The sequence below is a fragment of the Winogradskyella sp. HaHa_3_26 genome, assembly GCF_019278425.1.
GTDB classification, from domain to species: Bacteria; Bacteroidota; Bacteroidia; order Flavobacteriales; family Flavobacteriaceae; genus Winogradskyella; species Winogradskyella undariae.
In genome coordinates, this window is record NZ_CP058981.1 from 1,598,211 (window position 1) to 1,624,293 (window position 26,083).

Here is a 26,083-nt window from a genome sequence, read left to right on the forward strand (position 1 = left end):
GATTGCCAATTAGTAAACAAATACAATTTAATATTATCGTATAAATATTGTAATAGATAATCGGTAGAGAATTGATGTTTTCTATTCTTCATCTTCAATTTCATCACTTTCTTCATCTAAATCAGTTACTGTAAGCTCATCTATTTTAGAAAAAATGAAATCTCTATTAATATGACTTACATCGTTTAATGTTAATGCAGATTCATAAAGTTTTTTGGCTTTTTTAGTTTTCCCTAATTCTTCAGCAGATTGCGCTAAATAGTAAGTCCCCAACAAAGATTCTGGGTGAAGTTTATTAGCTAAGTGACCTAATTTAACAAGAGATTTTAAATCTTCACGTTGCCCTGCTACTTTTGCTACTTTTTCTATTTCAGCCTCACTAATTTCTTTTTTAATCCCAAATAATTTTTCTACTCTCTCATAGCGATCTGTTAAATAACGATCTAAAGTTCCTTCATAAGGCAATACTTTTTCTTCAAGTTCCTTCTCCCTAAGAGGATTGTAAATGTCAAAAATCTTTTCAAAAGATCTAGCAAGTGCTCCTGTTACTAAAGTATAATGAGTTTCATTTTTAAAATCATCGAAATAATATGTTAAGTGCTGATTATCTAATGTTTTAATTTGTTCATTAGTAGAAAGTATGCTTTCACGTATTTGAGGAATATCTTTTTCTGATGTTGCCATGTAATAAAAAATATCATCTTTAAAAAGCGATAAACGTTTTGACACGAAATTATTTAAAGACCCTACAAAATCTGGACTAATACATACATAGGCCTGAAAAGCAAGTGATTCTTTAAATAAATACGAATTAATAAAATTCCCCATCGTATCGTGACCAACGGCAACTCTAAATTTACTTGTGTTGTATTTTTTATCTATATAAGGTAATAATTCTTCTGAAATAAAATCGTGAAATCTTAAACCCGATTCTGTTGGCAAACCTGTTGCAGGATCATAATAAGCATCATAAAAACGATCCTCACCTTGCATAACACCAACAACTATAGAGCCTGGCATATTATCAAAATAAGTTTGAAAATCTACTTGACCAACTACCGGTTCAAATAAATAATCACCATCAAATACAACAATTACAGGATACTTTTGATCCGATTTAGAATCATAATCCTTAGGAAGTTTTATTTTTAATTTACGTTCAGTAGACAATTTTGACGAAGAAATTGTCCGGTATGTAATTTGCGCAAAAGAAGTTGCACAAAATAGACAAGCAAGGGCTATAAGAACATTTTTTCTCATAATAAGTAGGTTTAAATTCGGGAATTCAAACATACTCAATTATCACTAAAAATCGTCAAGTTGTTTCTTTTTTTCGATGAAATACACTACCTATCTATTTCATCTTGAATTTCATACATCTTATCAAGCATAATATCTTTAGTAATACTTTGAGATGGCTCTAAGAGTAAACCCGACTTATAAAGAAGTAATGCTTTTTTTAAGCTTCCATACTTCTCATTATACAACCCTGAATAATAAGCACTTAACATAGACTTAGGGAAGGTTTTGTTAACTAATTTAGAAAGTGACTTTAAAGACTCTGAATCATCTTTTTTATTACTCGCTGCGGCAATAGCTCTAATATCGTTTTCAATTAATTTTTTCTCAAAACCGTAGAAATGTTCAATATCGTCATACTTTTTTGTTAAATACTCAAACGGAGTCCCTTCAAAAGTGAGAACTTTTTCTGAATACTCTTTAGCACTAATTGGTTTAAAAAGTGTAAAAATCTGATTTAAAGCTTTAGGAATTCCTTGTCCAACTAATGAATAGTGATTGGCATCATCAAAATCATCAAATCGATAAAGAAAATTTTCATTTTCTATACCTGTAAATAAAGCATCCGCTTCTAAAACCGCTGTTCTTACAGCTCTTATATCGGCATCTGCAGTTGCCATATAATAAAACGTTTCATGTTCTAATATAGATAAACGTTCTTTTAATCTCCCCATCATTTCTGGAGCAAAATCTGGACTTAGTGCCACATATCCTCTAAATATAGGATCGTCTTTAAATAAATAATAATTTATAAAGTTGGCACTTAAATCATGCCCTACAACAATTCTAAAGTTAGAGGCGTTATAGTTATCTTCAATAAATGGCAATAATTCAGCAGCAATAAACTCATAGAATGCAGCTCCGGTTTCTAAAGGAAAAAAAGCTTCTTTACCATAAAAGAAATCCTCTTCTCTTGTCTCTGATTGATTAACACCTACAACAATACAATCTGGAATATCTTCCCAATAAGACTGATAGTCTATATTACCCGCAATAGGTTCAAATAAATAATCGCCATCTAAAACAATAATTAAAGGATAAGAATGCTTTTCTTCTGGATTATAATTTCTAGGTAACTGAATTTTTAATTCGCGAGATCCACCAAGCCTATCAGAATCAATAGTTTTATAAATAGCTTGAGACTGGATATGTAAGCCTATAAAAAGCATGATAATAAATACGGAATAATTCTTTATAGTATACATAGACTAATAAATTTATAGAAAGGTAAAAAATATTTTATAATGTTCTATTTTTTCTATTGTAAATAGGTAAATATAATAACGATAAACCACCTAAAACAATAATAACTAAGGTTTGTGTAGACCACATAATCCACCCAAAAGCCCTACTTGGATCTTCTGCAATACCAAATATAGAAAAAGCAATAACAACAGCTTCTGGAAAAGAACCAATACCACCATTTGTTGCTGCAATACTAAAACTAGCAAGTATAAAACCTATAAGAACAGGGGTTAATGTAATGTTATTTAATTCTGGTAAAGCATTACTGGTAACATAAAACATAAGCACATACATTACCCAAATAAATAAAGTATGACCAATAAATGCCCATTTTTTCTTCATCTTAAAAATACTAAGCGCACCTTCTAGAAGTCCCACAACAAATGATTTAATCTTTAAAGCAAGCTTAGACCTACTCTTTGTAATAAATAGAAGAATGACTAAAGCCGCTACAATAAGCAGCAAGCCTCCTAATATTAAAGAGGAAAGATTAAATTTATCTGCAAAAAAATTATAGATAAATTCGAACTCTAAAAAAAAAGCGATAGCCACTATAGAAAGAAGCATAATGGTATCTGCAATACGCTCTGCTACTATAGTACCAAAACCTTTATCAAAAGGAATCCCTTCATAATTAGTTAAGATGGTTGCTCTAGCAACTTCTCCTGCTCTAGGAATCGTGAAATTTATAAGATATGCAGAATATACAGCCATAAAGCTATTTGCAAACCGAGGCTTAAACCCTAGAGGTTCTACCATAAAAAGCCAACGATAGGCACGAGAAGCATGACTTAAAACTCCAAAAAACACGCCAAGGAGAATCCAACTATAATCAGCATCTTTAAAATACTGAACTAAGGTAGATAATGAAATTTTAGACAAAGAATACCACACCAATCCAACTCCCAAGAGTAAAGGAAAAACAACTTTTAGGATGGTTTTAGGTTGACCCACCAGTCTATTTTAAGAGATTGGTAGCTTCATCAGGAAATACTAAAGAAGGTTTAAATACTTTGGCTTCTTCAATATCCATGATACCATAAGTAATTAAAATAAGAGTATCACCTACAGCTACTTTTCTAGCCGCAGCTCCATTAAGAGTAATTTCGCCACTATTACGTGGTCCAGGGATACAGTAGGTTTCTAAACGTTCACCATTGTTATTGTTAACAATCTGAACTTTTTCACCTTGTATAATGTTTGCTGCTTCCATTAAATCTTCGTCGATAGTAATACTACCGATATAATTAAGCTCTGCACCTGTAACTTTTACACGATGAATTTTTGATTTTACAACTTGAATTTGCATGCTACAAAAGTAATTAATTTAAAGCGATATTATCTATTAATCTAATATCACCTGCATATACCGCTATAAATGCTCTATATGTCTTTTCTGTTGATTTTTCTTTTACCGGCTTTAAGGTCGCTACATCAGCAATCACAAAATACTCTAACTTTAAAAGAGACTCTTTTTTAAATTGCTCATTAACCCATTCCGTTACTAGTTGTGCACTTTCTGTGCCAAACCTTACTTTTGCAGTATTAATTATTTTATAAATAAATGGAGCTACAGTTCTGTGTTCTGGTGTTAATCTAGCATTTCTAGAACTCATAGCTAAACCATCTTCGGCTCTATGAATCACACATCCAATAACTTTAACTGGTATATGGTGTAACTCTACCATTTTCTTTATAATCTGTAATTGCTGAAAATCCTTTTCTCCAAAATAAGCATAATCAGGCTTTACAATTTCAAACAAACGCTTTACAATAGTACCAACACCATCAAAATGACCTTTTCTAAAAGCGCCTTCCATTTCGTGCTCTAAACCATCAAAACTAAAAGATTCAGATACTGCCTGATCTCCATAAATATCTTCAATAGAGGGTGTATAAACTAAAATATTAGTATCACTTAATCCGCTTAACAATGCAATATCTGCATCAACACTCCTAGGATATGTAACGAGATCTTCGGGGTTATCAAACTGCGTAGGATTAACAAAAATACTCACAACAACAAAGTCGTTTTCATCTAAACCTTTAGCAACTAATGATACATGTCCTTCATGTAACGCACCCATTGTAGGAACAAATCCTATTGAGTTTCCTTTTGTCTTCAAAGCATCTATATGCTGTGACAAATCAATTTTATTTAAAAATCTTTTCACTGTGTAACAAAAAATTTACGCGTGCAAACATAATATAATACTAGCAATCTGCCCAAATTTTTGTAATTTTGCATGTTTTTACTAATAATTACAAAAGCTGTAGATTTATGAAAGATAAACGAATATTATATGTGTCCTCGGAAGTAGTTCCATATTTACCAGAAACTGAAATTTCTTCAATGTCCTTTGAAGCACCGAGAATGGTAAACAAACAAGGAGGTCAGATAAGAATATTTATGCCTCGCTTTGGTAACATTAATGAAAGAAGACACCAGCTTCATGAAGTTATTAGACTTTCAGGTATTAATTTAGTGATTAATGATCTAGATATGCCACTAATAATAAAAGTAGCATCAATCCCTAAAGAACGTATTCAGGTTTACTTTATAGATAATGAAGATTATTTTAAGAGAAAGGCGACTTTAACGGATGAGAACGGAAAATTATTTCCGGATAACGACGAACGTGCTATTTTCTTTGCAAAAGGAGTTATAGAAACTGTTAAAAAATTAAACTGGGCACCAGATATTATTCATGTTAATGGATGGCTTGCTTCCTTATTACCACTATACTTAAAGGAGTTTTACAAAACAGAACCTTTATTTACTGAAAGCAAAATAGTAACCTCTGTATACAATCAAAACTTCGAAGGAACGTTAGATAAAGACATGATCTCTAAAGTTGGTTTTGACGGATTGAATGCTGATGCAACCGAACTATTAAAACAACCTAATTATGTTAACCTAATGAAAGTAGCGATAGATAATTCTGACGCAATCATTAGAGGATCTGAAGAATTACCTGAAGAATTAGATACTTATTTAAACGATTTAGAAAAACCTGTATTGGACTATTATTCAATTGAAGAATTTGCAGATCCATACACCGAGTTTTATACAAAAACCGTATTAAAGGGTTAAAATAAACTATGAGAAAAAACAAACTAGCTTTACAGGTTCTGTCAGTTGGTTTAATTATCCTAAGTTTTGTTGGAACCATGTTACACGGTAATAATACAACAGACGAAACAAAACGTGTGTATTTAGAAATATATTATACAGACCAAAATAATTTAAAAAAAAACCTATGTGTGGAATTGTTGGATACATTGGCCATAGAGAAGCCTACCCTATTATTATAAAAGGACTACAAAGATTAGAATACCGTGGTTATGATAGTGCAGGTATTGCTTTATATGATGGCACAAATATTAAACTTTCAAAAACAAAAGGAAAAGTTTCTGACCTTAAAGAAAAGATTGAAAATGAGATTTCTACTAAAGGAACTTTAGGTATTGGTCATACACGTTGGGCTACTCACGGAGTCCCTAATGATGTAAATTCTCACCCACATACTTCTAATTCAGGAGATTTAGTAATTATCCATAACGGAATAATTGAGAATTATGACTCTTTAAAACAAGAATTAATTAAAAGAGGATACACGTTTCAATCAGATACGGATACTGAAGTTTTAATTAATCTTATTGAAGACGTAAAGAAAAACGAAAATCTTAAATTAGGTAAAGCAGTTCAAGTAGCCCTAAACCAAGTTGTAGGAGCTTACGCTATTGCTGTTTTCGACAAAAACAAACCAAACGAAATTGTTGTTGCTAAATTAGGTAGCCCATTAGCAATAGGTGTTGGTGATGATGAGTTTTTTATTGCAAGTGATGCTTCTCCTTTTATTGAATACACTAAAAATGCCATCTATCTTGAAGATGAAGAAATGGCGATTATTAGAAGAGGAAAAGATATTAAAGTTCGAAAAATTCAGAACGATAACCTTGTTGATCCTTATGTTCAAAAACTTCAATTAAATTTAGAGCAAATAGAAAAAGGAGGTTATGAACACTTCATGCTTAAAGAAATATATGAACAACCTAGTGCTATTTTAGACACCTTTAGAGGTCGACTTCTAAGTAATGAAGCGATTATTAAAATGGTAGGTGTTGAAGATAACATGAAAAAATTCTTAGCAGCAGACCGTATTATAATTGTTGCTTGTGGCACCTCTTGGCATGCAGGTTTAGTTGCCGAATATATTTTCGAAGACTTAGCAAGAATCCCTGTTGAAGTAGAATACGCTTCAGAGTTTAGATATAGAAACCCGGTAATAACAGAAAAAGATGTTGTAATCGCTATTTCTCAATCTGGAGAAACTGCCGATACTTTAGCCGCTATAAAATTAGCAAAATCTAAAGGTGCATTTGTTTTTGGGGTATGTAACGTTGTTGGTTCTACAATTGCAAGAGAAACAAACGCAGGTGCTTATACACATGCTGGACCAGAAATTGGAGTCGCTTCAACTAAAGCATTTACAACTCAAATTACAGTATTAACATTAATAGCATTACGTTTAGCAAGAGCTAAAGGAACCATGTCTAGCTCAGAGTTTAGACAACATCTTATAGAATTAGAAATGATTCCTGCTAAAGTTGAAGAGGCTTTAAAATCTGATGCTTACGTTAAAACTATTGCTGATATTTATAAAGATTCTAAAAACTTTTTATACTTAGGACGTGGATTTAATTTCCCAGTAGCTTTAGAAGGTGCTTTAAAATTAAAAGAGATTTCTTATATCCACGCAGAAGGATATCCTGCTGCAGAGATGAAACATGGACCTATTGCTTTAATTGATGAGCAAATGCCAGTTGTAGTTATCGCAACTAAAAAAGGACATTACGAAAAAGTAGTCAGTAACATTCAAGAGATAAAATCTAGAAAAGGTAGAATCATAGGTATTGTTACAAAAGGAGACACGAGCGTAAAGGAATTAGCAGATTATGTTATCGAAGTTCCTGAAACATTAGAGTGCTTAACACCTTTATTAACTACAATACCATTACAGTTATTATCATATCACATTGCTGTAATGTTGAATAAAAATGTAGATCAACCTCGTAATTTAGCGAAATCTGTTACGGTAGAATAAACCGATTAGCATACAAATTATATAAACGGCTTAAAGTTGAATAAAATTCAAACTTAGGCCGTTTTTTTATTTATTAAAACCAACGCTCCCACTTCAAAAGTTACTAATGAAGTTTTGAAGCTTCAACTAATTATAGACTAAAAAATATTATTCAAATAATTTTTAAGCTTTATTAAAATAAACTCTAATAAGTATCAGCTATTTAAAGGTTCTAATTTAAAGGTGTTTTTCACGCTTAAAAAAGCCATAAAATTTGATGTGGTATTTAAATTAAAACTCATATCTTTGCAGCGCGAAAAACCGACGTATTCAATTTGATTGATCAGGTCTTTTTTTATATTTAAACAATTGCAAAACAAAAACATAAGAGTAATGTCAAAAGTTACAGGTAAAGTTGCACAAATCGTAGGTCCAGTTATCGATGTAGAATTCGCTACTGATTCAGAGCTTCCAAAGATTTATGATTCATTAGAAATTAATAGACCAGATGGTTCTAAATTAGTATTAGAAGTACAATCTCACATTGGTGAAGACACTGTACGTACTATTGCTATGGACTCTTCAGATGGTTTAAGTAGAGGAACAGAAGTTATAGCTACAGGTTCTCCAATACAAATGCCAATTGGTGGAGATGTTTACGGACGTCTTTTCAATGTTATCGGTGATGCTATTGACGGACTAGGTGATTTACCTAAAACTGGTGATGCTGGTTTACCAATTCACAGACAAGCTCCAAGATTCGAAGATTTATCAACATCTACGGAAGTTTTATTTACAGGTATTAAAGTAATCGATTTAATTGAGCCTTATGCAAAAGGTGGTAAAATTGGTTTATTTGGTGGTGCTGGTGTAGGTAAAACAGTATTAATCCAAGAGTTGATTAACAATATTGCAAAAGGTCACGGTGGACTTTCTGTATTTGCAGGTGTTGGTGAAAGAACACGTGAAGGAAACGATTTACTTCGTGAAATGTTAGAATCAGGTATTATCAAATATGGTGATGACTTTATGCATTCTATGGAAGAAGGCGGATGGGATTTGACTAAAGTTGATAAAGCTGGGATGAAAGAATCTAAAGCGACTTTCGTATTCGGACAAATGAATGAGCCTCCTGGAGCTCGTGCTCGTGTAGCGCTTTCAGGATTAACTATTGCTGAATATTTCCGTGATGGTGCTGGTGAAGGACAAGGAAAAGATGTATTATTTTTCGTAGATAATATCTTCCGTTTTACACAAGCTGGTTCAGAGGTATCTGCATTATTAGGTCGTATGCCTTCTGCAGTAGGTTACCAACCAACATTAGCAACTGAAATGGGTGCTATGCAAGAACGTATTACATCAACAAAAAGAGGTTCTATTACATCTGTACAAGCGGTATACGTACCTGCAGATGATTTAACGGATCCAGCTCCAGCAACAACGTTTGCTCACTTAGATGCAACTACAGTATTGTCTCGTAAAATTGCAGAGCTAGGTATTTACCCTGCAGTAGATCCATTAGATTCTACTTCAAGAATCTTAACAGCTGATATTTTAGGTCACGATCACTATAACTGTGCACAACGTGTTAAAGAGTTATTACAACGTTATAAAGAACTACAAGATATTATTGCTATTCTAGGTATGGAAGAATTATCTGAAGAAGATAAAATGGCTGTTGGTAGAGCAAGACGTGTACAACGTTTCTTATCACAACCTTTCCACGTAGCTGAGCAATTCACAGGTCTTAAAGGTGTTTTAGTAGATATTAAAGAAACTATTAAAGGTTTCAATATGATTATGGATGGTGAATTAGATCACTTACCAGAAGCTGCTTTTAACCTTAAAGGTTCTATTGAAGAAGCTATTGAAGCAGGAGAAAAAATGTTAGCTGAAGCGTAAATCAGTTAGCAGTACTCAGTGTTCAGTCTCTTTAATGCGACTGTAAACTGCAAACTGCGACTGCAAACTAAAAGAATATGTATTTAGAAATTGTATCACCAGAAAACACATTATTTAGCGGAGAAGTTACTTCGGTTGCTGTTCCTGGAGTTAATGGTGAATTTGAAATGTTAACCAATCACGCACCTATTGTATCTATTCTTGCAAAAGGACATATAAAAGTTGCTGGTAACACTATTCAATTAGAGAAAGAAGTTGAAGCTAAATTTACAAAATCTGATAAAGGAGTTTGGTTAGCTATCAATTCTGGAACATTAGAAATGAAGAATAATAAGCTAATTATTTTAGCAGATTAATTCAATCATTATATAAAACAGAAAAGCGCGAAATATTTATTTCGCGCTTTTTTTATGTTGTAAACTCACCTTTTTTTACAGCTTCTTTATAGCCTCAAGCTCTACTTTAAGTTCTTGAAACATCGTCATAATACTACTTAATTTCAATTCCTTTTCATCATACTCTTGCGTATTAATACAACACGTAAATTCCCAAATTTCTAAAATATTTTCTCTTGGAATTAAATAGGGTTCATAAGATTTATTATCAGAACTCAATAATAGATGAACAAGATCACCTTCCGGGATATAAACACGTTTATACACCAAACCATCATCCTTAGTTAAGATAATATAAGTCCTTCCGTTTTTAACATCGGCAATAGCTTCTACAAATTTTGCGACAATGAAAGCACCATCTTTTACCGGCAACATAGAATCTCCTTTTATAGGAAATGCACGGTGTGTTCCTGTTGGTAAAAATGGCAATTTAATTTTTTGAAGTTGTTCTATATATTCAGGATCATCATAACCAGATAAATACCCTGCAGATGCTTTTGTTGGTATAATTTCAATTAAATCTTCATTGTCTTCATTAACCGTTACAGGAAACAAAACACGTTGATTCCCTATTTCTATAAAAGAAGTGTTTTTTGATTTACGTAAATCATTTTTAACCAAAATATCAATAGGAATACTAAAGTAATTAGACAAGTCTATTAAACGATCTATAGGGGGCTCTGAACGACCTTCCTCGTAAGACCCGACCATTGAACGACTCCAACTTAATTCATCTGCCAAACGTTCTTGAGAGATTTTTTTTAAGGTTCGTAAGTGTTTTATATTAACCTGAATCGGCTTCATGTAAATTTTAGTTTAGTTGTATTCGCTACAAATATAAGTAACAAAAACTACATGTAGTAGCTAGTTTTAAAAACTAAAATTATTTATTAATAAAAGATAGAACTAAAATGTAAGTGATTTATATAATTTTCTAATACACCTTTTTAATCACGTTAGTTACAATTCCCCAAATCAAGAAGTTATTATCCTCTGTGATTTTTATAATGGGGTAATTAGGATTTTCGGGTTGCAACCATACCTCCCCCTTAGAGACCCTGAGGCGTTTTACAGTAAACTCACCATCTAAAAAACAGACTGCTATTTTATTGTTTGCAGGCTCTAAGCTTCGATCAATAACTAACAAATCGTTATCATCTAAACCAGCACCAATCATAGATTGCCCACTAACTTTAGCATAAAAAGTAGCTTCTTTATTTTTTACCAATTCGTCATCTAAAGACAAACGTTGCTCTTTAAAATCTTCTGCTGGTGATGGAAAACCTGCTGAAATACCAGTATCAAAAAAATTAGTCCCTGCACCTTCAACAGCTTCAGGTGTAAAAAATATTAAGGTTTCAGATTTGTGTGTTATCATTTTATTGCCGCAAAAGCGGTAATCTTTAAATTAAACTTAGAGTCTATAAATATACAATATGAAAAATAAGAATTAGTACTTATTTAAGCACTAGTTACATATAAAATTCGTTTGGTCATTCCTACAACGACAAAAACCCAATAAATTAAAAAGGAATTAAATTGACAAACCCCAGACTCAATTTACCATGGGCAAATTAAAAAAAGTAAAAATGACAATTATTTCACTATAATAATATCATTAATATTAGTTGTGTATCTAGGTGACAAACGTTCTTGTCTCATTTTCCAAGTACGTTCTAAATCCTGATTCCCTAACTTTATCATATTGGTTTTATACTTTTTATTTATAGTATCGATAGCGGACATTAAAGGTTTATGCTTAGGATCTTCTTTATGAAATAAGTCTAACTGAAAATTATCTGTAGGAACCAAACCCGTTACAATAACTCCAGCCCGTTTGTATTTTATTCCTGTTTTAAAAATCGATTTCACCGCCTTTACAGCTTGTACACTAATTAATAAGGAAGAATCCGTTGGATACGGAAAACTAACCATGGCGCTTACTTTATGCTGTTCGGCATCGGTTTTATGCCGATCACTACTCAACATCACAACGATCATATGGCAACTAGAGCCTTGTTCTCGTAATTTCTCTGCACAACGGGTTGCAAAAGTAGAAATGCGTTCTTTTATATTATCAATATCAGAATAGGTATATTCAAAACTTCGGGTGGTAGCAATAGACCGTTTTGTTGCAGGTTCATCTAAAGTAATTTTAGAAATACCTTCTAGATCTTTTTTCAGCTTCCACGCGGTTATAGAAAACGTTTTACGTACCCAATCATCTGGCAACTGAGTAAAATCATAAGCAGTATGACACCCTTTGGCTTTTAAGCGCTTTTCTAAACCAAGACCAATACCCCAAACGTCTTCAATTTTCATCCATTTTAAGGCTTTTATTCTTGAGACTTCAGAATCGATTACATAGACCCCTTTCGTTTTTTCAGGAAACTTACGTGCAATTTTATTCGCCACTTTACTCAAAGCTTTCGTTGGTGCTACCCCTACCGAAGTAGGAATACCGGTCCATTTTAAAATACGCTGCCGCATCTGACCTCCGTAGTCTTCAAAATTATAATTTTCAAAACCTTTAAATTGAAGAAAAGCTTCGTCTATACTATAGATTTCAACATCTGGAGTAAACTGCTCTAGTATACGCATTACCCGACTACTCATATCGCCATACAACGGATAATTAGATGAAAACACTTTAATATTATTGGCCTTACAAAAGCTTTCCCATTTAAAAATAGGCGCTCCCATAGGCAAACCAATTGCCTTAGCTTCATCACTACGCGAGATCACACAGCCATCGTTATTGCTTAAAATAGCAATAGGCTTTTGTTCTAAATTGGGATTAAAAACCCGCTCGCAAGAAGCATAAAAATTATTACAATCAACTAAAGCATACATAGACGGCAAAGGTAAAAAGAAAGTCATGAAATGAGACTTGCTAATTTTCAAAAAATGTGAAGTTTAATTAAAAAAGAAAAACCTTACCTTTATAATCTAACAACATTGTAATTATGAATTTAGAAGCAAGAAAATACAAGTTTATTCAGCAGCTATCTGAAGTCAATGAAACACTTTTAGAAAAATTAGAATATGTTCTCAAACAAGACATTGAAAATTCTAAAAGAATTAGTCTAGAACAATACAACACAGAAATTGATGACGCTATTTCAGATATTGAAAAGGGTGAGTTTCACACAAATAAAAAAGCCCAAGAAATAGCTAACAAATGGTAGCAGTTGTTTGGCGTAAACTAGCCTTAAAGCAACTAAAAGAAGCTTATGTCTATGTAAAAAAAGATTCTTTAAAATCTGCCATATCCTTACGAAAAGAAATCTTTGATACCACCGAGAAGCTTTCAAAAAATCCCAAAATCTATCCTTTAGATAAATACAGAACAAATAACGATGGCTCATTTAGAGCTTTTGAAGTTTATAGCTATCGTATTGCCTACCAAATAACCATATCTGAGGTTAGGATACTTAGAGTACAACATACAAAACGAGAACCTTTAAATTATTAAATTAATCTTCCACATACTCCAAAATATCACTAGGTTGGCAATCTAAAGCTTTACAAATGGCTTCTAAAGTTGAAAACCGAATTGCCTTTGCCTTTCCTGTTTTTAAGATCGATAAGTTTGCGGTTGTAATACCAACACGTTCTGCAAGTTCGTTACTCTTCATGCCACGTTGGGCTAATATGAGGTCTAAGTTGACTATTATGGGCATGGTTATATGGTTAGGTCGTTTTCTTGTTGAATTATATTTCCTTTCTTAAGAACAGCAGAAAAAAGTCTAAAGAATAATCCTAAAATTATAAGCAGAATATACAAGCCTTTTGAGTCTATATTAAGATAAATCTGATTATGAATATCACCATAGTTCATCATAAAAAATATGGAAATAAGCGAAATCACAATGCCAATTATTCCAGAGAATAAAAATAGAGATCCTGCTTTATAATAAGTAGTTACTAATTTCGAATTAAAAAAATCACCTGTTGCAAATATTTTTAAGTTTGAAATTAGCGTGAATACACCATACACAAAAATTAGCAAAGCCAAGGCTTTAGCTAAAAATACACCTTGTGTTGCTAGAGAAGGTTTACCTTGTTGCAAATGCAAAATATAAGTATCAAAAAATAACGCCAATGTTGAAATCGTCAAATTACCAACAATTGAAACAACAAGCGCTAAAAACAATAATATTATAGAGTACCTTATTTTTTTCATAATCAAACCGTTAAATTATTTTCTTCCTTGGCATTTTTCGCTACCTTAAATACCTCACTCAAGACCATAAAAAATAAACCTAAACAAATAAGCATCAAATAAGGACTTAAGCCTAAGTGTATTTTAAATTCACTTTTAAAAACCACTTGCCCTACAAAAACCAATACAGAAGAAGCAATCCCAACACTAGTAAGCAAATAACCAATCTTATAAAAATTAGCAATAACATCCTCATGAAAAGGTTTTACCTTCTGAAAATAACGCAATGTTTTTCTAAACAGATAAACACAATAGATTGTCGCTAGCGCTAAAACCATAAAAACCAAACCAAACATCTGAATTGGTAATGTAGAAGTTTCAAATATAGAATCATCGACATCAACAAATAGATTTAGAAATTCAGGATCTACAAACATATAGACCATTAGAAATAAACATATCAGAATTGCAGGAATACAAGTCACTATCCAAACAAAATCTATTAAACTTTTTAAAATGATTAATTTTCGCATTGTAAATAATTATATAGTTAAGTCGTTTTCTTCTTTCATAGCCTTAGTATCTCTAAGAACTGTACTCATTAGCATTAAAAATAATCCCATTGTAATTATTAATAAATAGACCAATGTTTTTTCACTTAAACCAAGCAAAGCGTGCCGTTTAAAAAAACTATTGCTCACCTCATCAATAACCCATAAAGCAACTGAAGAAAAAACCATAAGTTTTCCCGAATCAAACATACCTCTCATAAGTTCTGTATTATAAAAATTATTTTTTAATAGCAATTTGGTCGCCTTTCTTAATTTCCAAAGAGCAACGACAAATACAGCATAAACCACAAGCTTAAAAAAGGTATAACGATAAAGCATGGCTTCCGTCTTATAAATTAATACATCCTCACTAAAACCAATAAAATCTTGTTTTATACCAAAGAGGGTCGTTGCTAAAACAAAAATCCCTAAACCAATGCTAATTAAAATAAGAATAATAATAACATTTAGTATCAAATAAAGTGTTTTTGCAGAATTCATAATTATCGTTTTACGATAACAAATATACATAAATTATCGAAAAACAATAATTTTATTATTGAAAAACAATGATTATTATATTAGACCTTTCTGGTTTTAAAAACCTAACAGGTATTAAGGTCTTTTCATATATTTGAAACATAAAACATCCATAACTCGCTTTTGATACCCAAAGAAATGATAAAATGGATGTACCATGTGACCGATAAAAAAACAATAAATATAAACACATGAAACCCAATACCATCATTTCCGAAAGTGATAGACCAATTTGGCAAATACCCATTGCTGCGCTATTTTTCACATTGGCTTTCGGGATCATAGCATATAAATTTTTTCTTTGGATAACAACAAACCAACCGCTTGGTATCCGAATTATAGATTTTGAAGGTGTTATTTATTTTGCTGGTATTGGCGCCAGTTTTTGTTCCAGAAAACGTATCCATATAGACATTGCTAATTCCAGATTTAGACCAACTATAGAAGTTGGTCCTATAAAATTTGGCTCGTGGCAAACTATTAAAAACTATCAATATGTTTCAGTATTTCATCAACCAATAGAAGGTGGCGATTATATATTTGAAGTGAATTTGTGGTACGATAACAACAAACATTTTGAACTCTATTTTATTAATAACTACCAAGAAGCGTTCCTTATGGGTTATGAACTTTCAGAACAATTAAACATCGATTTATTAGACGCTACCGTTCCCAACGACTTTAAATGGGTTGATAAGGATGAGTGGAAAGCTAAAATAGCTTCTGAATCTATCGCTTAATACTTTTTTTTAGACCTAACAGGTTTTCAAAACCTAGCAGGTCTTTTACTATCTTTACAAAATGCAAGACACCTTTGTTACCATAGCTAGATTTCAATATTCTTCTGAAGCAGAAATTATGAAAGGCCGATTAGAATCAGACGGCATTCAAGTATTCTTAAAAGATAACATTACCATTGACACCGATCCTTTAGTAAGCAACGCCATTGGTGGCATAAAATTGAAAGTCTTAGCTAAAGACGAAGAAACAGCAAGAGAGATCTTACAATCTATTCAACAATATTCTGTAGATAACGAAGGAGAACCTATCACCTGCCCTAATTGTGGTAAAAACCGTATTGAACTCTATTCTACCATCACTAATTTTAAATCCTTAGTTTCTTTTCTTATTGGTTTCCTAACCGGAACCTTACCTTTCAGTACGCGTTACCAATACAAATGTGACGATTGTAAAACCGAATTTCCGCTTAAAAACTAAGCACCTTATCATAAGCGAGTTTTAACTTTTTAATCACATTTTCTAGCTCATCTTCGTTTAAATGTCCAAAACCAAAACGAATGGCACAGGTGTTTTTATCTTGGTATAAAATAGTTTTCGGTAGAAATAAATCAACTTTCTCTGCTTCTTCTGCGAGCTTCACTAAAGAAATGGTTTCTACAAACTGCAACCATATAGCCAAACCCCCTAAAGGTTTTTCCCAAATGATAATCCCCTCAAAATAAAACGTCAAATAATGACACAAACAATCACGACGTTGCTTATAAGTCACAATATTTTTTTTCTTTAGACGGTAAATTTCACCTTCAGAAATAAGCTCGGACAACATTTGCTCCTGTATTAAATCGCCTTGTTTATCTAATAATTGCAAGTAATTTTTGGCTTCTTGAATAAAATTTTCTGGCGCTACCACAAATCCTGTATGAAAACTAGGAAATAACGATTGCCCTAATTTACCCAAATAAATAACCATACCATTGGTATTAGCACTTGCCATAGGTAACATAGCAGAACCATCAAACTGAAAATCGTAATCGTAATCATCTTCTATAATTGCAAACCCATAAGTTTTTGCTAATTCTAACAACTCTAAACGGCGCTTAGCACTTAAAGTTACAGTTGTCGGATAATCTCTATTGGCACAGACATACACACAACGAATACTTTGTTTTACAAAATGCTTTCGTATATAGTCTACATTTAAACCTTCTTCATCTACCGGAATGGTTCGAATTGTAGCACCTGCTTCTTGAAAAATCATGTTGGATGCATAATTACTTAACTGTCCAACAAGTACCAAATCATTTGGCGCTATTAAAAGCTGAGACACCACATAAAGATTCATCTCAGTACTTCGCGTATTCATTAAATTATTCGAATTAATATGAAAACCTCGTGTGGCATTCAAATAATTACAAAGCTGTGTACTAAAAACAGAAGGCGTTAAAACCGTTGTTTTGTTCCATTTATTAATGAGTGGTTTACGCTTCATCGCAGCACTATACCATCTAGAAAATTGATGCACCGGATGCAATCTTAAATCGGGTTGCCCATCGTTAATCGTATATTTTGCAGTTGTTTCTTGCGCTGTTGAAGCCAAATGAAAGGACTTCTGAAACGGAAAACCTGCTACTTTTGGGTATGTATACGCACGATCTAAATGTTGTGTTGTGGCTTTAATTTTAGTCGCAGAGGCTTCAGGAAGTAAAACAAAAGTCCCCTTATTAGCAACAATATCCACCCAACCTTGTGATGCTAATTCTTCGTAAATAGCAACAGCTGTATTTCTGTGAATATTTAATAGCTGACTAAAGACGCGGGTTCCCGGCAATTTGCTACCTTTATCTAAATAACCGCGTTGTATTGCATTTATAATCTGCTGAGCAACTTGCACATATACAGGTTGCACAATAGATTTATCAAAAGTAACGAGTTGTTTTATAATTTGACTAACCGGACTATTCATTGTTTTATAACTGGACTACTTTAATCGTCCGGAAAGTTACGACTTTTGCAACGTTCAAAACCAAATCAGATGTAGAATGTAAGTTTTGAACCTTAACAATTTATTGCAAAATTTAAATTAATGAAAAATACAATCTATCTTTTCACATGTCTTCTAATTACTTGTTTTAAGCTGAATGCACAAGAGCAAGAAGTAAAAACAGATTCCTTAAGTGAAGTAGTCATTACCTCAACACGAATAGACCTACCCTTTAAAGAAAACTCGAGAACTATAAATATTATCACTTCTGCAGATATTAAAAGAAGCGCTGCAATTACCGTTGTAGATTTATTACAGCAAGTGGCTGGCGTAGATATTAGACGCCGTGGAACCGGTGGAAGTCAGGCCGATTTATTTATTAGAGGTGGCGGATTTGACCAAACCCTTTTATTAATCGATGGTATTAAAATGGATGATGTGCAAACAGGACACAATACCTTAAATGCGGCTGTACCAATTGAAGTGATTGAGCGTATTGAAATTATTAAAGGTCCTGCGGCTCGTGTCTTTGGACAAAATGCATTTACAGGTGCTATCAATATCGTTACAAAATCGACGTTAGATAATTCGGTTTCGGCAAGTGTAGAAACGGGCTCTTTTGGACAACTTAATGGTTCGGTAACCGTGGGTTCTGAATTAGAGAATTCTACACACATACTTCATGTGGATAGAATGACTTCGGAAGGCTACCGCAGTAATTCGGATTATGATAATTCTAATTACTTTCTAAAAAGCACGTTTAATAAAAATGCGCAAGCTATTGAAATGATCACCACGTTTTCTGAACGTAAATTTGGGGCTGAAAACTTCTACACAACAAGCCCTGATTTTAATGAATATGAAGAAACTCAAAATAGTTTAATAGCATTTACTACAAAGTTTCAATCTGAAAAACTTAAAATTCAACCACGTATCTACTGGAAACGTAACCAAGATATTTTCCTTTTAAAACGTTTTGAACCTAATTTCTTTAGAAATGTTCATATTTCGAATAAAATAGGAGCAGAAGCGAATGCCTCTTACACCTCTAAACTAGGGGTTACCGGATTTGGTATTGATATGTCTAAAACCTATTTACGCAGTAATAATTTAGGAGACCGTAATCGTTTTATGACGACCGTTTTCTTAGAACACCGTTTCCAATTTATAGATGACCGTTTAGATATTACACCTGGAGTTGCCGTAACGTATTTTTCAGATTTTAAATTTAATGGGTTCCCAGGGCTAGATGTTGGTTTTGATATCACCAATAATTTAAAAGCCTACGGAAATATTGGTTTTACTTACAGAATACCAACTTACACAGATCTCTATTACAACGACCCAAGAACCATTGGTAATGCAGACCTAGAACCCGAAGAAGCTTTTTCTCAGGAAATCGGAATAAAATACAATGCTCATAAAATTAGAGCAAGCCTATCTGTTTTTAATAGAGATGCCACTAACCTTATCGATTTTGTGAGACCCAATACGGTTGATGAAATTTACACAGCCACCAACATTGCAGAAGTCAATACCAAAGGATTAGAATTAGATGTTGCTTACAATTTTAACGTGAAGAACTACAAACAAACTTTAGCTTTTGGATATGCGTATTTAGACGATAATATTTTAGAACAAAACGAAGAATTATCACGTTACTCTTTAAACACTTTAAAACATCATTTTACAACAAGATTAAGCACTAAATTATTCAAAAACATAAACCAAAATATCATTTACAAATATGCAGAACGTACCACCGGACAAACCTATAATGTTTGGGATGCCTCTATTGTAATGAGCCTAAAACAAGTAGAACTTTCAGTTACAGCAAGCAATATTTTTGATGCAGATTATATAGAGTCTGGTTATACACCAATGCCTCCGAGCAACGTGTTATTTGGTATGCGTTATAAATTCCGTTAATGGTTTTTATTCCAATTGTCATTCCTGAAAAAGCAGGAATCTAAAGCTACACTTATAAAAATAAATTGAAAATTTTAAAATCCGCAATGCTATTAAATGCTTTGCGGATTTTCTGTTTCCGCATAAGTCTTCTTTTTAATTATTCTATTTTGTCATTCCTTTTGTCATTCCTGCGAAGGCAGGAATCCACTTCTATCCTCTATCTATCCAAAATATATGATTACTACCAAAACGTCACTTCGAGTAATTATTTGTAACGCAGTGAAAAATAATTGTATCGAGAAGCAACCAACAATCAGTTCTCGATAAACCTCCTACGTCGGCACTCGAACTGACGACATAACATTAACTCACACAAAACATGGAAACATAAAAGAAAAGTATAATAAACACCATCACTTAAGGTAGACTTTTAGACTTATGTGAAATAAAGCCATATAGTCAATAAAAATCTGTCATTCCTGCGAAGGCAGGAATCCACTTCTATCCTCTATCTATCTAAAACATAAAATCACTACAAAAACGTCACTTCGAGTAATTATTTGTAACGCAGTGAAAAATAATTGTATCGAGAAGCAACCAACAATCAGTTCTCGATAAACCTCCTACGTCGGCACTCGAACTGACGACATAACATTAACTCACACAAAACATAGAAACATAGAAACATAGAAACATAGAAACATAAAAGAAAAGTATAATAAGCACCATCACTTAAGGTAGACTTATGTAAAATAAAGCCATATAGTCAATAAAAATCTGTCATTCCTGAGAAAGCAGGAATCCACTTTAAACCCCTTTCTATCTAAAACATAAAATCACTACAAAAACGTCACTTCGAGTGATTATTTGTAACGCAGAGAAAAATAATCGTATCGAGAAGCAACCAACAATCAGTTCTCGATAAACCTCCTACGTCGGCACTCGAACTGACGACATAACATTAACTCACACAAAACATAGAAACATAGAAACATAAAAGAAAAGTATAATAAACACCATCACTTAAAGCAGCCTCTTAGATACTTACACAGAAACTATAAAATCAATAAAAATCTGTCATTCCTGAGAAAGCAGGAATCCACTTTAAACCCCTTTCTATCTAAAACATAAAATCACTACAAAAACGTCACTTCGAGTGATTATTTGTAACGCAGAGAAAAATAATCGTATCGAGAAGCAACCATTTTGTCATTCCTGCGAAAGCAAGAATCCACAAAAACTACATAAATCATAAAACAAAACCCTAAACATCACTTCAAATACGACCGTCAGTTCGAGTGATTTTGAGGAACGAAAAATAGTATCGAGAACTTATTAAACAACAACTCCTAAGACTGTAAAACAAAATATTTCTCAAATTACCTGTAACAAAACCTCAACAAACGCTACTTATACTTTGTAAACCAATCATTACCCAAATCAAATTAGTAAAAAAATAAGCACAAAAACGACCGAACTTAAACCCAAAACTTCACCTTTTTTAATTGTCGAATTTTTGAATCAAATCTTTTCAAAAAAACAAAAAAAAGCACTTAAAAAATTCAAAATTGTTTACCACACGTAACCTAATTGACTTTCAAAAAAAAAGATTGCATAAGCTTACAATGGTTGTATATTTATTAACTCAAAATTTAAACGAAATCTCATGACAGAATGGTACTTAAATTTAGATTTTCTAGCGCAAGTATATTGGCTCGTTGCCATTATAGGTTCGCTCATCTTTTCTATCGTTATGGTATTAACTTTTGTTGGAGGTGATGCTGACGAGATTGGGGATATTGACTCTGAAATAGATGTAGAAGCCGGATTTCAATTTATATCTTTTAAAAATCTTGTCGCTTTCTTTACCATTTTTGGTTGGAGTGGTATTACTTGTATCGATGCCGGACTTTCAAAACCTCTAACGATTATCATATCTATCATTTCTGGCTTATTGATGATGGTAATTATGGCCTCTCTTTTTTACTTTATAAGTAAGCTTTCGGATAGCGGAACTTTAAAATATAAAAATGCTTTAGATGCTGTTGGTGAAGTCTACTTAACCATCGGTGCAGACAGAACAACTATGGGAAAAGTAACTGTTAGTGTTCAAGGATCCATGCGAGAACTTGATGCACTAACCGATTCTTTAACAGAACTAAAATCTGGAACTATAATTAAAGTCGTGGATGTGACTTCAAACGGAATTCTCATCGTAGATAGAACACGTAAACCAATTCAACCTTCAAAAGTTGAAAATAGCAAAGCATTACCCAATAACCCACAAAAAAAACTATCATAATTAAAATTTAACCAATCAAACCTATATGCAAATGAACTTACTAACCATTCAAGAAACAGTTAATATACAAGGACTTGGCGGACCTATGCTGCTAATTTTTGTAGTCTTATTTATTGTAGTCACATTATTAATTTTAATAAAACGCTACAAACGTTGTCCATCTGACCGCATCTTAGTCGTATACGGAAAAGTTGGAGGAGGCCAATCTGCCAAATGTATCCATGGTGGTGCTGCTTTTATTATTCCTGTAATTCAAGATTATGAATTCTTAGAATTAACACCAATTTCAATTGAAGTGAATTTGGTTAATGCATTATCTAAACAAAACATTAGAGTTAACGTGCCATCTCGTTTTACAATTGGGGTATCTACAGAACCTGGTGTTATGCAAAATGCAGCAGAACGTTTATTAGGTTTAGGAGCACAAGATGTTCAAGAACTAGCAAAAGAAATCATTTTTGGTCAGTTACGTTTAGTCGTAGCGTCTATGGATATTGAAGAAATTAACAATGACCGTGACAAATTTTTAACTAACATTTCTCAATCTGTAGAAACAGAATTAAAGAAAGTAGGTTTAAAACTGATTAACGTAAACATTACAGATATTGTTGACGAATCTGGTTATATCGAAGCTCTTGGTAAAGAAGCCGCAGCTCACGCAATTAACGCAGCACGTAAATCAGTTGCAGAGAAAACTAGAGATGGTTCTATTGGTGAAGCTAACGCAGAACAAGATGAAAGAACACAAGTTGCAGAGTTGCATGCTAAAGCAAAAATTGGTGAAGCAAATGCAGCACAAAACGAACGTACTCAAATTGCAGCGGCTAATGCACTTGCAAAAATTGGTGAAGCAAACGCAAACCAGAACGAAAGAGTACAAACAGCAAGCGCTATTGCATTAGCAAAAATTGGTGAAGCTGAATCTTTAAAAGATGAAAGAATTAAAACATCGGAAGCAAATGCACGTGCTATTGATGGAGAAAACACAGCAAAAATCTCGATTGCAGAATCGGATGCTTTAAGAAGAGAAAAAGAAGCAGAAGCAGAAAAACGAGCTAACGCTTCTGAAAAAGTACAAGCTGCAAAAGCTTTAGAAGAAGCTTATGCTGCAGAAAAAAATGCCGAAATTGCAAGAGCAGAACGTGTACGCTCAACCCAATTAGCAGATATCGTTGTACCAGCTGAAATAGATAAACAAAAAGCTGAAATTGACGCCGAAGCAGATGCAGAACGTATTAGAAGAAAAGCAAAAGGGGAAGCAGACGCTATTTTATTTAAAGCACAAGCAGAAGCACAAGGACAGCTTGAAATATTAACTAAGCAAGCCTCTGGTATGGAGCAAATTGTAAAAGCTGCCGGTAATAATAGTAGAGATGCTGTATTATTATTGATTGCGGATAAATTACCAGAATTAGTGCAAATTCAATCTGAAGCGATTAAAAACATTAAAATTGATAAGGTTACCGTTTGGGATAGCGGCGCTAATGGAGAAGATGGAAAATCATCTACAGCTAACTTCTTATCTGGCATGTACAAATCAGTACCACCTTTACAAGAAATGTTTAATATGGCTGGTATGGATTTACCTGAATATTTAAAAGGAAAAGATAAAAAAGAGATTGAAGCTACACCAATTGAATCAACATCAGTTGAATCAGGTGATGCTACAATTGAAGAATAATCACATCTCTGTCCAAGTGGAAACGTCAGTTCGAGTAATTTATGACCCGAAAGCTTTCGGGTCATAAATAGTATCGAGAACTAATGTTAAAGCAGAGGAAACCAATACTTGTTTTCATAAATCGAAAACTCTAAACTACCAAAACGGCAGTTCGAGTGATTTACAATCTGAAAGCTTTCGGATTGTAAATTGTATCGAGAACATATTCTAAGTAAAAAAGGCTTCAATTAATTTTGAAGCCTTTTCTTTTACCTTCATTTTAAACCTTAACTTAGGTTTTTGTAACTTTAGATTCTAAACCTTTACGCCTTTTGAAACTTAATCTTCAAGACATACCACGTGTTAAAACCATCACTAAGGAAGATTTTATAAAAAATTACTTCAAACCACAAAAACCCGTGGTTATAGAACACTATATAGAAGATTGGCCTGCCTATACCAAATGGAACTTAGATTATATTAAAGAAGTCGCAGGCGACAAAACGGTACCGCTTTATGACAACAGACCCATAAGTCACAATAACAAATTCAATGAAGCACATGCTGAAATGAAAATGAGTGATTATGTAGATTTACTGAAACGCGAACCTACTAAATACCGCATTTTCTTATGGAATATCCTAAAGGAAGTGCCGCAACTTCAAAAAGACTTTCAGTTTCCTGATTTCGGATTGCAACTATTTAAAAAACTACCCATGTTATTTTTTGGAGGAAAGGATTCATACACCTTTATGCACTATGATATTGACTTAGCTAATATTTTTCACTTTCATTTTGAAGGTAAAAAGCAATGCATTTTATTCGACCAGAAACAAAATAAGTATTTATATAAAGTTCCTTATTCATTAATCACCAGAGAAGATATCGATTTCCATAATCCAGATTTAGAAAAATGGCCCAACTTAAAACACGCCAAAGGTTGGGTGTGCAACCTTAACCATGGAGAAATTTTATACATACCAGAAGGTTACTGGCATTACATGCGTTACCTTACCCCTGGCTTTTCTATGAGCTTACGGGGCATTGCTCAGAACCCTAAAAATTTAAGCAAAGCTATTTATAACCTTTTTATAATGCGTAACATAGATAATGTAATGCGATATATAAAAGGTCAAAAATGGATCGATTGGAAAAATAAAAAAGCCCTCAGAAACACATAAGTGATTCCTCTAATTTTCTGACATAAATAAAATACTATTTGTATATTTGACCCTTATTTTAAAATGAAAAACATGAAAAATATTTTACTTGCAGTTGCTTTATTAGCTTTTAGTTTTGGTAACGCACAAGCCTTTGAAGGTAAAGGAGATCAAAAATTCCAAGTAGGTGCTAATTTCCAAGATTACGCTACAGGTGTTAATGTAAGTTTCGATCACGGTTTAGGCGAAAACATCTCTGTAGGTGTATCTTCTTCTTATGCATTAGGAGGCGCTACTGGAATTAAAGATCTTGACTTTGGAGATCGTTTTGATTTAAAAGCGCGTTTTAACGCTAACTTAGGTAACGTTATAAACATCGATGAAAACTTTGATCTTTATCCTGGATTAAATTTAAGTCTTAAGAATTTTGGTGGTCACGTTGGGGCACGTTATTTCTTTACAGAAGGTTTTGGTGTGTATACAGAAGCTAACTTTCCTTTAGCAAAATACGACCCAGACGATTATATAGATATTAATAACCAATTTTCATTAAACCTTGGTATGACGTTTAATTTATAAACATTTACCAACACATATAAAACAAAGAGGTCGACTAATTATTTAGTCGACCTCTTTGTTTTGTTATTAACTACAAATACCAAATTAATAACAATCCTTTTTGCCACATTGAGTGTATTCTTATTGTCACATTGAGCGCAGTCGAAATGTCTAACCTCCAAAATCTAAAATACTAAACCAACCAATATCATAAATCCCAAACCCAGACTTCAAAAAAACTAAAATCTCTTAGTTCTCAAATTAAACACAATCGAAACACCTCATTAATAACAATCCTTTTTGTCACATTGAGCGTATTCCTATTGTCACATTGAGCGCAGTCGAAATGTCTAACCTCCAAAATCTAAAATTCTAAACCAACCAATATCATAAATCCCAAACCCAGACTTCAAAAAAACTAAAATCTCTTAGTTCTCAAATTAAACACAATCGAAACACCTCATTAATAACAATCCTTTTTGCCACATTGAGCGTATTCCTATTGTCACATTGAGCGCAGTCGAAATGTCTAACCTCCCAAAATCTAAAATACTAAACCAACCAATATCATAAATCCCAAACCCAG

Annotated in this window: 26 protein-coding genes; 13 read left to right on the top strand and 13 right to left on the bottom strand. The window is 32.9% G+C overall.

Features of this window, described 5'->3' with window-relative positions:
- Positions 1-81: 81 nt before the first annotated feature.
- The 5 genes from H0I32_RS06865 to panC form a co-directional block, all read right to left on the bottom strand.
- On the bottom strand, positions 82-1,260 hold the full coding sequence (locus H0I32_RS06865) for an alpha/beta hydrolase (protein WP_173588239.1): 1,179 nt from the start codon (positions 1,258-1,260) through the stop codon (positions 82-84).
- A gap of 86 nt (positions 1,261-1,346) precedes the next feature.
- Positions 1,347-2,504, bottom strand: coding sequence for an alpha/beta hydrolase (locus H0I32_RS06870; RefSeq protein ID WP_218841322.1), 1,158 nt, complete (start codon positions 2,502-2,504; stop codon positions 1,347-1,349).
- A 34-nt stretch (positions 2,505-2,538) separates the two neighbouring features.
- On the bottom strand, positions 2,539-3,498 hold the full coding sequence (locus tag H0I32_RS06875) for a YbhN family protein (protein ID WP_179312459.1): 960 nt from the start codon (positions 3,496-3,498) through the stop codon (positions 2,539-2,541).
- A gap of 4 nt (positions 3,499-3,502) precedes the next feature.
- Positions 3,503-3,853 (bottom strand): aspartate 1-decarboxylase, encoded by a 351-nt coding sequence (panD, locus tag H0I32_RS06880; protein ID WP_173588237.1) that lies wholly within the window; start codon positions 3,851-3,853, stop codon positions 3,503-3,505.
- A 13-nt stretch (positions 3,854-3,866) separates the two neighbouring features.
- Positions 3,867-4,718: a pantoate--beta-alanine ligase gene (panC, locus tag H0I32_RS06885; protein ID WP_179312457.1), complete on the bottom strand. Its 852-nt coding sequence runs from the start codon at positions 4,716-4,718 to the stop codon at positions 3,867-3,869.
- Between the two features lie 107 nt (positions 4,719-4,825).
- On the opposite strand from panC, the gene H0I32_RS06890 reads away from it, so the two are divergent.
- The 4 genes from H0I32_RS06890 to H0I32_RS06905 all read left to right on the top strand — a co-directional run bounded on the left by H0I32_RS06890 (position 4,826) and on the right by H0I32_RS06905 (position 9,889).
- Positions 4,826-5,638, top strand: coding sequence for a glycogen/starch synthase (locus tag H0I32_RS06890; protein ID WP_179312455.1), 813 nt, complete (start codon positions 4,826-4,828; stop codon positions 5,636-5,638).
- A 166-nt stretch (positions 5,639-5,804) separates the two neighbouring features.
- Positions 5,805-7,652 (top strand): glutamine--fructose-6-phosphate transaminase (isomerizing), encoded by a 1,848-nt coding sequence (gene glmS / locus H0I32_RS06895; protein WP_173588234.1) that lies wholly within the window; start codon positions 5,805-5,807, stop codon positions 7,650-7,652.
- 372 nt (positions 7,653-8,024) lie between these two features.
- Positions 8,025-9,533: a F0F1 ATP synthase subunit beta gene (atpD, locus tag H0I32_RS06900; protein ID WP_179312453.1), complete on the top strand. Its 1,509-nt coding sequence runs from the start codon at positions 8,025-8,027 to the stop codon at positions 9,531-9,533.
- A 77-nt stretch (positions 9,534-9,610) separates the two neighbouring features.
- Positions 9,611-9,889: a F0F1 ATP synthase subunit epsilon gene (locus H0I32_RS06905; RefSeq protein ID WP_179312451.1), complete on the top strand. Its 279-nt coding sequence runs from the start codon at positions 9,611-9,613 to the stop codon at positions 9,887-9,889.
- A gap of 75 nt (positions 9,890-9,964) precedes the next feature.
- On the opposite strand, the gene H0I32_RS06910 is transcribed toward H0I32_RS06905, so the two are convergent.
- The 3 genes from H0I32_RS06910 to H0I32_RS06920 all read right to left on the bottom strand — a co-directional run bounded on the left by H0I32_RS06910 (position 9,965) and on the right by H0I32_RS06920 (position 12,781).
- Positions 9,965-10,732 carry an XRE family transcriptional regulator gene (locus H0I32_RS06910; protein ID WP_173588231.1) on the bottom strand — a complete coding sequence of 256 codons (768 nt, stop codon included), beginning with the start codon at positions 10,730-10,732 and terminating at the stop codon, positions 9,965-9,967.
- Between the two features lie 130 nt (positions 10,733-10,862).
- Positions 10,863-11,306 (bottom strand): LexA family protein, encoded by a 444-nt coding sequence (locus H0I32_RS06915; protein WP_179312449.1) that lies wholly within the window; start codon positions 11,304-11,306, stop codon positions 10,863-10,865.
- Positions 11,307-11,524: 218 nt separating this feature from the next.
- Positions 11,525-12,781, bottom strand: coding sequence for a Y-family DNA polymerase (locus tag H0I32_RS06920; RefSeq protein ID WP_179312911.1), 1,257 nt, complete (start codon positions 12,779-12,781; stop codon positions 11,525-11,527).
- A 113-nt stretch (positions 12,782-12,894) separates the two neighbouring features.
- On the opposite strand from H0I32_RS06920, the gene H0I32_RS06925 reads away from it, so the two are divergent.
- Together H0I32_RS06925 and H0I32_RS06930 are read left to right on the top strand one after the other, a co-directional pair.
- Complete coding sequence (locus tag H0I32_RS06925; RefSeq protein WP_179312447.1) at positions 12,895-13,116, top strand: hypothetical protein; 222 nt, start codon at positions 12,895-12,897, stop codon at positions 13,114-13,116.
- On the top strand, positions 13,110-13,403 hold the full coding sequence (locus H0I32_RS06930; RefSeq protein WP_179312445.1) for a type II toxin-antitoxin system RelE/ParE family toxin: 294 nt from the start codon (positions 13,110-13,112) through the stop codon (positions 13,401-13,403). Before H0I32_RS06925 ends, H0I32_RS06930 begins: the two co-directional genes overlap by 7 nt.
- Before the next feature lies 1 nt (position 13,404).
- Here the strand turns inward: H0I32_RS06930 and H0I32_RS06935 are convergent, their stop codons facing one another.
- From H0I32_RS06935 to H0I32_RS06950, 4 genes are read right to left on the bottom strand one after another with little or no spacing between them, the layout of a single operon-like run.
- Positions 13,405-13,611, bottom strand: coding sequence for a helix-turn-helix domain-containing protein (locus H0I32_RS06935; RefSeq protein WP_179312443.1), 207 nt, complete (start codon positions 13,609-13,611; stop codon positions 13,405-13,407).
- 2 nt (positions 13,612-13,613) lie between these two features.
- The gene (locus H0I32_RS06940) at positions 13,614-14,114 is read right to left on the bottom strand and encodes a DUF2975 domain-containing protein (RefSeq protein WP_179312441.1); all 501 of its coding nucleotides are present in this window, start codon (positions 14,112-14,114) and stop codon (positions 13,614-13,616) included.
- 2 nt (positions 14,115-14,116) lie between these two features.
- Positions 14,117-14,626, bottom strand: coding sequence for a DUF2975 domain-containing protein (locus tag H0I32_RS06945; protein ID WP_179312439.1), 510 nt, complete (start codon positions 14,624-14,626; stop codon positions 14,117-14,119).
- Between the two features lie 9 nt (positions 14,627-14,635).
- Positions 14,636-15,145 carry a DUF2975 domain-containing protein gene (locus tag H0I32_RS06950; RefSeq protein ID WP_179312437.1) on the bottom strand — a complete coding sequence of 170 codons (510 nt, stop codon included), beginning with the start codon at positions 15,143-15,145 and terminating at the stop codon, positions 14,636-14,638.
- A gap of 230 nt (positions 15,146-15,375) precedes the next feature.
- Here H0I32_RS06950 and H0I32_RS06955 point away from each other — a divergent pair, with 230 nt between their 5' ends.
- The gene (locus H0I32_RS06955) at positions 15,376-15,924 is read left to right on the top strand and encodes a hypothetical protein (protein WP_179312435.1); all 549 of its coding nucleotides are present in this window, start codon (positions 15,376-15,378) and stop codon (positions 15,922-15,924) included.
- 61 nt (positions 15,925-15,985) lie between these two features.
- Positions 15,986-16,402: a DUF2007 domain-containing protein gene (locus H0I32_RS06960; protein WP_179312433.1), complete on the top strand. Its 417-nt coding sequence runs from the start codon at positions 15,986-15,988 to the stop codon at positions 16,400-16,402.
- Here the strand turns inward: H0I32_RS06960 and H0I32_RS06965 are convergent.
- Positions 16,392-17,888 carry a PLP-dependent aminotransferase family protein gene (locus H0I32_RS06965; protein WP_179312431.1) on the bottom strand — a complete coding sequence of 499 codons (1,497 nt, stop codon included), beginning with the start codon at positions 17,886-17,888 and terminating at the stop codon, positions 16,392-16,394. The two genes, H0I32_RS06960 and H0I32_RS06965, sit on opposite strands and share 11 nt — an antisense overlap.
- A 120-nt stretch (positions 17,889-18,008) precedes the next feature.
- Between H0I32_RS06965 and H0I32_RS06970 the strand changes: the two genes are divergently transcribed.
- The 5 genes from H0I32_RS06970 (at position 18,009) to H0I32_RS06990 (ending at position 25,518) form a co-directional block, all read left to right on the top strand.
- Positions 18,009-19,835 carry a TonB-dependent receptor plug domain-containing protein gene (locus H0I32_RS06970; RefSeq protein WP_179312429.1) on the top strand — a complete coding sequence of 609 codons (1,827 nt, stop codon included), beginning with the start codon at positions 18,009-18,011 and terminating at the stop codon, positions 19,833-19,835.
- 1,648 nt (positions 19,836-21,483) lie between these two features.
- Positions 21,484-22,119 (top strand): hypothetical protein, encoded by a 636-nt coding sequence (locus H0I32_RS06975; RefSeq protein WP_179312427.1) that lies wholly within the window; start codon positions 21,484-21,486, stop codon positions 22,117-22,119.
- 31 nt (positions 22,120-22,150) lie between these two features.
- A complete protein-coding gene (locus H0I32_RS06980; protein WP_173589723.1) occupies positions 22,151-23,800 on the top strand; it encodes a flotillin family protein in 1,650 nt (549 codons plus the stop codon).
- Positions 23,801-24,111: 311 nt separating this feature from the next.
- The gene (locus tag H0I32_RS06985) at positions 24,112-24,960 is read left to right on the top strand and encodes a cupin-like domain-containing protein (protein WP_179312425.1); all 849 of its coding nucleotides are present in this window, start codon (positions 24,112-24,114) and stop codon (positions 24,958-24,960) included.
- A 72-nt stretch (positions 24,961-25,032) separates the two neighbouring features.
- Entirely contained in the window at positions 25,033-25,518 is a 486-nt protein-coding gene (locus H0I32_RS06990; protein ID WP_179312423.1) for a DUF6646 family protein, read from the top strand.
- The last annotated feature ends 565 nt before the right edge of the window (positions 25,519-26,083 follow it).

Coding starts and splice junctions, on each gene's coding strand:
- H0I32_RS06865 (WP_173588239.1), bottom strand. CDS start 1,260: ATGAGAAAAAATGTTCTTATAGCCCTTGCTTGTCTATTTTGTGCAACT.
- H0I32_RS06870 (WP_218841322.1), bottom strand. CDS start 2,504: ATGTATACTATAAAGAATTATTCCGTATTTATTATCATGCTTTTTATA.
- panD (WP_173588237.1), bottom strand. CDS start 3,853: ATGCAAATTCAAGTTGTAAAATCAAAAATTCATCGTGTAAAAGTTACA.
- H0I32_RS06890 (WP_179312455.1), top strand. CDS start 4,826: ATGAAAGATAAACGAATATTATATGTGTCCTCGGAAGTAGTTCCATAT.
- glmS (WP_173588234.1), top strand. CDS start 5,805: ATGTGTGGAATTGTTGGATACATTGGCCATAGAGAAGCCTACCCTATT.
- atpD (WP_179312453.1), top strand. CDS start 8,025: ATGTCAAAAGTTACAGGTAAAGTTGCACAAATCGTAGGTCCAGTTATC.
- H0I32_RS06905 (WP_179312451.1), top strand. CDS start 9,611: ATGTATTTAGAAATTGTATCACCAGAAAACACATTATTTAGCGGAGAA.
- H0I32_RS06910 (WP_173588231.1), bottom strand. CDS start 10,732: ATGAAGCCGATTCAGGTTAATATAAAACACTTACGAACCTTAAAAAAA.
- H0I32_RS06915 (WP_179312449.1), bottom strand. CDS start 11,306: ATGATAACACACAAATCTGAAACCTTAATATTTTTTACACCTGAAGCT.
- H0I32_RS06920 (WP_179312911.1), bottom strand. CDS start 12,781: ATGTATGCTTTAGTTGATTGTAATAATTTTTATGCTTCTTGCGAGCGG.
- H0I32_RS06925 (WP_179312447.1), top strand. CDS start 12,895: ATGAATTTAGAAGCAAGAAAATACAAGTTTATTCAGCAGCTATCTGAA.
- H0I32_RS06930 (WP_179312445.1), top strand. CDS start 13,110: ATGGTAGCAGTTGTTTGGCGTAAACTAGCCTTAAAGCAACTAAAAGAA.
- H0I32_RS06935 (WP_179312443.1), bottom strand. CDS start 13,611: ATGCCCATAATAGTCAACTTAGACCTCATATTAGCCCAACGTGGCATG.
- H0I32_RS06940 (WP_179312441.1), bottom strand. CDS start 14,114: ATGAAAAAAATAAGGTACTCTATAATATTATTGTTTTTAGCGCTTGTT.
- H0I32_RS06945 (WP_179312439.1), bottom strand. CDS start 14,626: ATGCGAAAATTAATCATTTTAAAAAGTTTAATAGATTTTGTTTGGATA.
- H0I32_RS06950 (WP_179312437.1), bottom strand. CDS start 15,145: ATGAATTCTGCAAAAACACTTTATTTGATACTAAATGTTATTATTATT.
- H0I32_RS06955 (WP_179312435.1), top strand. CDS start 15,376: ATGAAACCCAATACCATCATTTCCGAAAGTGATAGACCAATTTGGCAA.
- H0I32_RS06960 (WP_179312433.1), top strand. CDS start 15,986: ATGCAAGACACCTTTGTTACCATAGCTAGATTTCAATATTCTTCTGAA.
- H0I32_RS06965 (WP_179312431.1), bottom strand. CDS start 17,888: ATGAATAGTCCGGTTAGTCAAATTATAAAACAACTCGTTACTTTTGAT.
- H0I32_RS06970 (WP_179312429.1), top strand. CDS start 18,009: ATGAAAAATACAATCTATCTTTTCACATGTCTTCTAATTACTTGTTTT.
- H0I32_RS06975 (WP_179312427.1), top strand. CDS start 21,484: ATGACAGAATGGTACTTAAATTTAGATTTTCTAGCGCAAGTATATTGG.
- H0I32_RS06980 (WP_173589723.1), top strand. CDS start 22,151: ATGAACTTACTAACCATTCAAGAAACAGTTAATATACAAGGACTTGGC.
- H0I32_RS06990 (WP_179312423.1), top strand. CDS start 25,033: ATGAAAAATATTTTACTTGCAGTTGCTTTATTAGCTTTTAGTTTTGGT.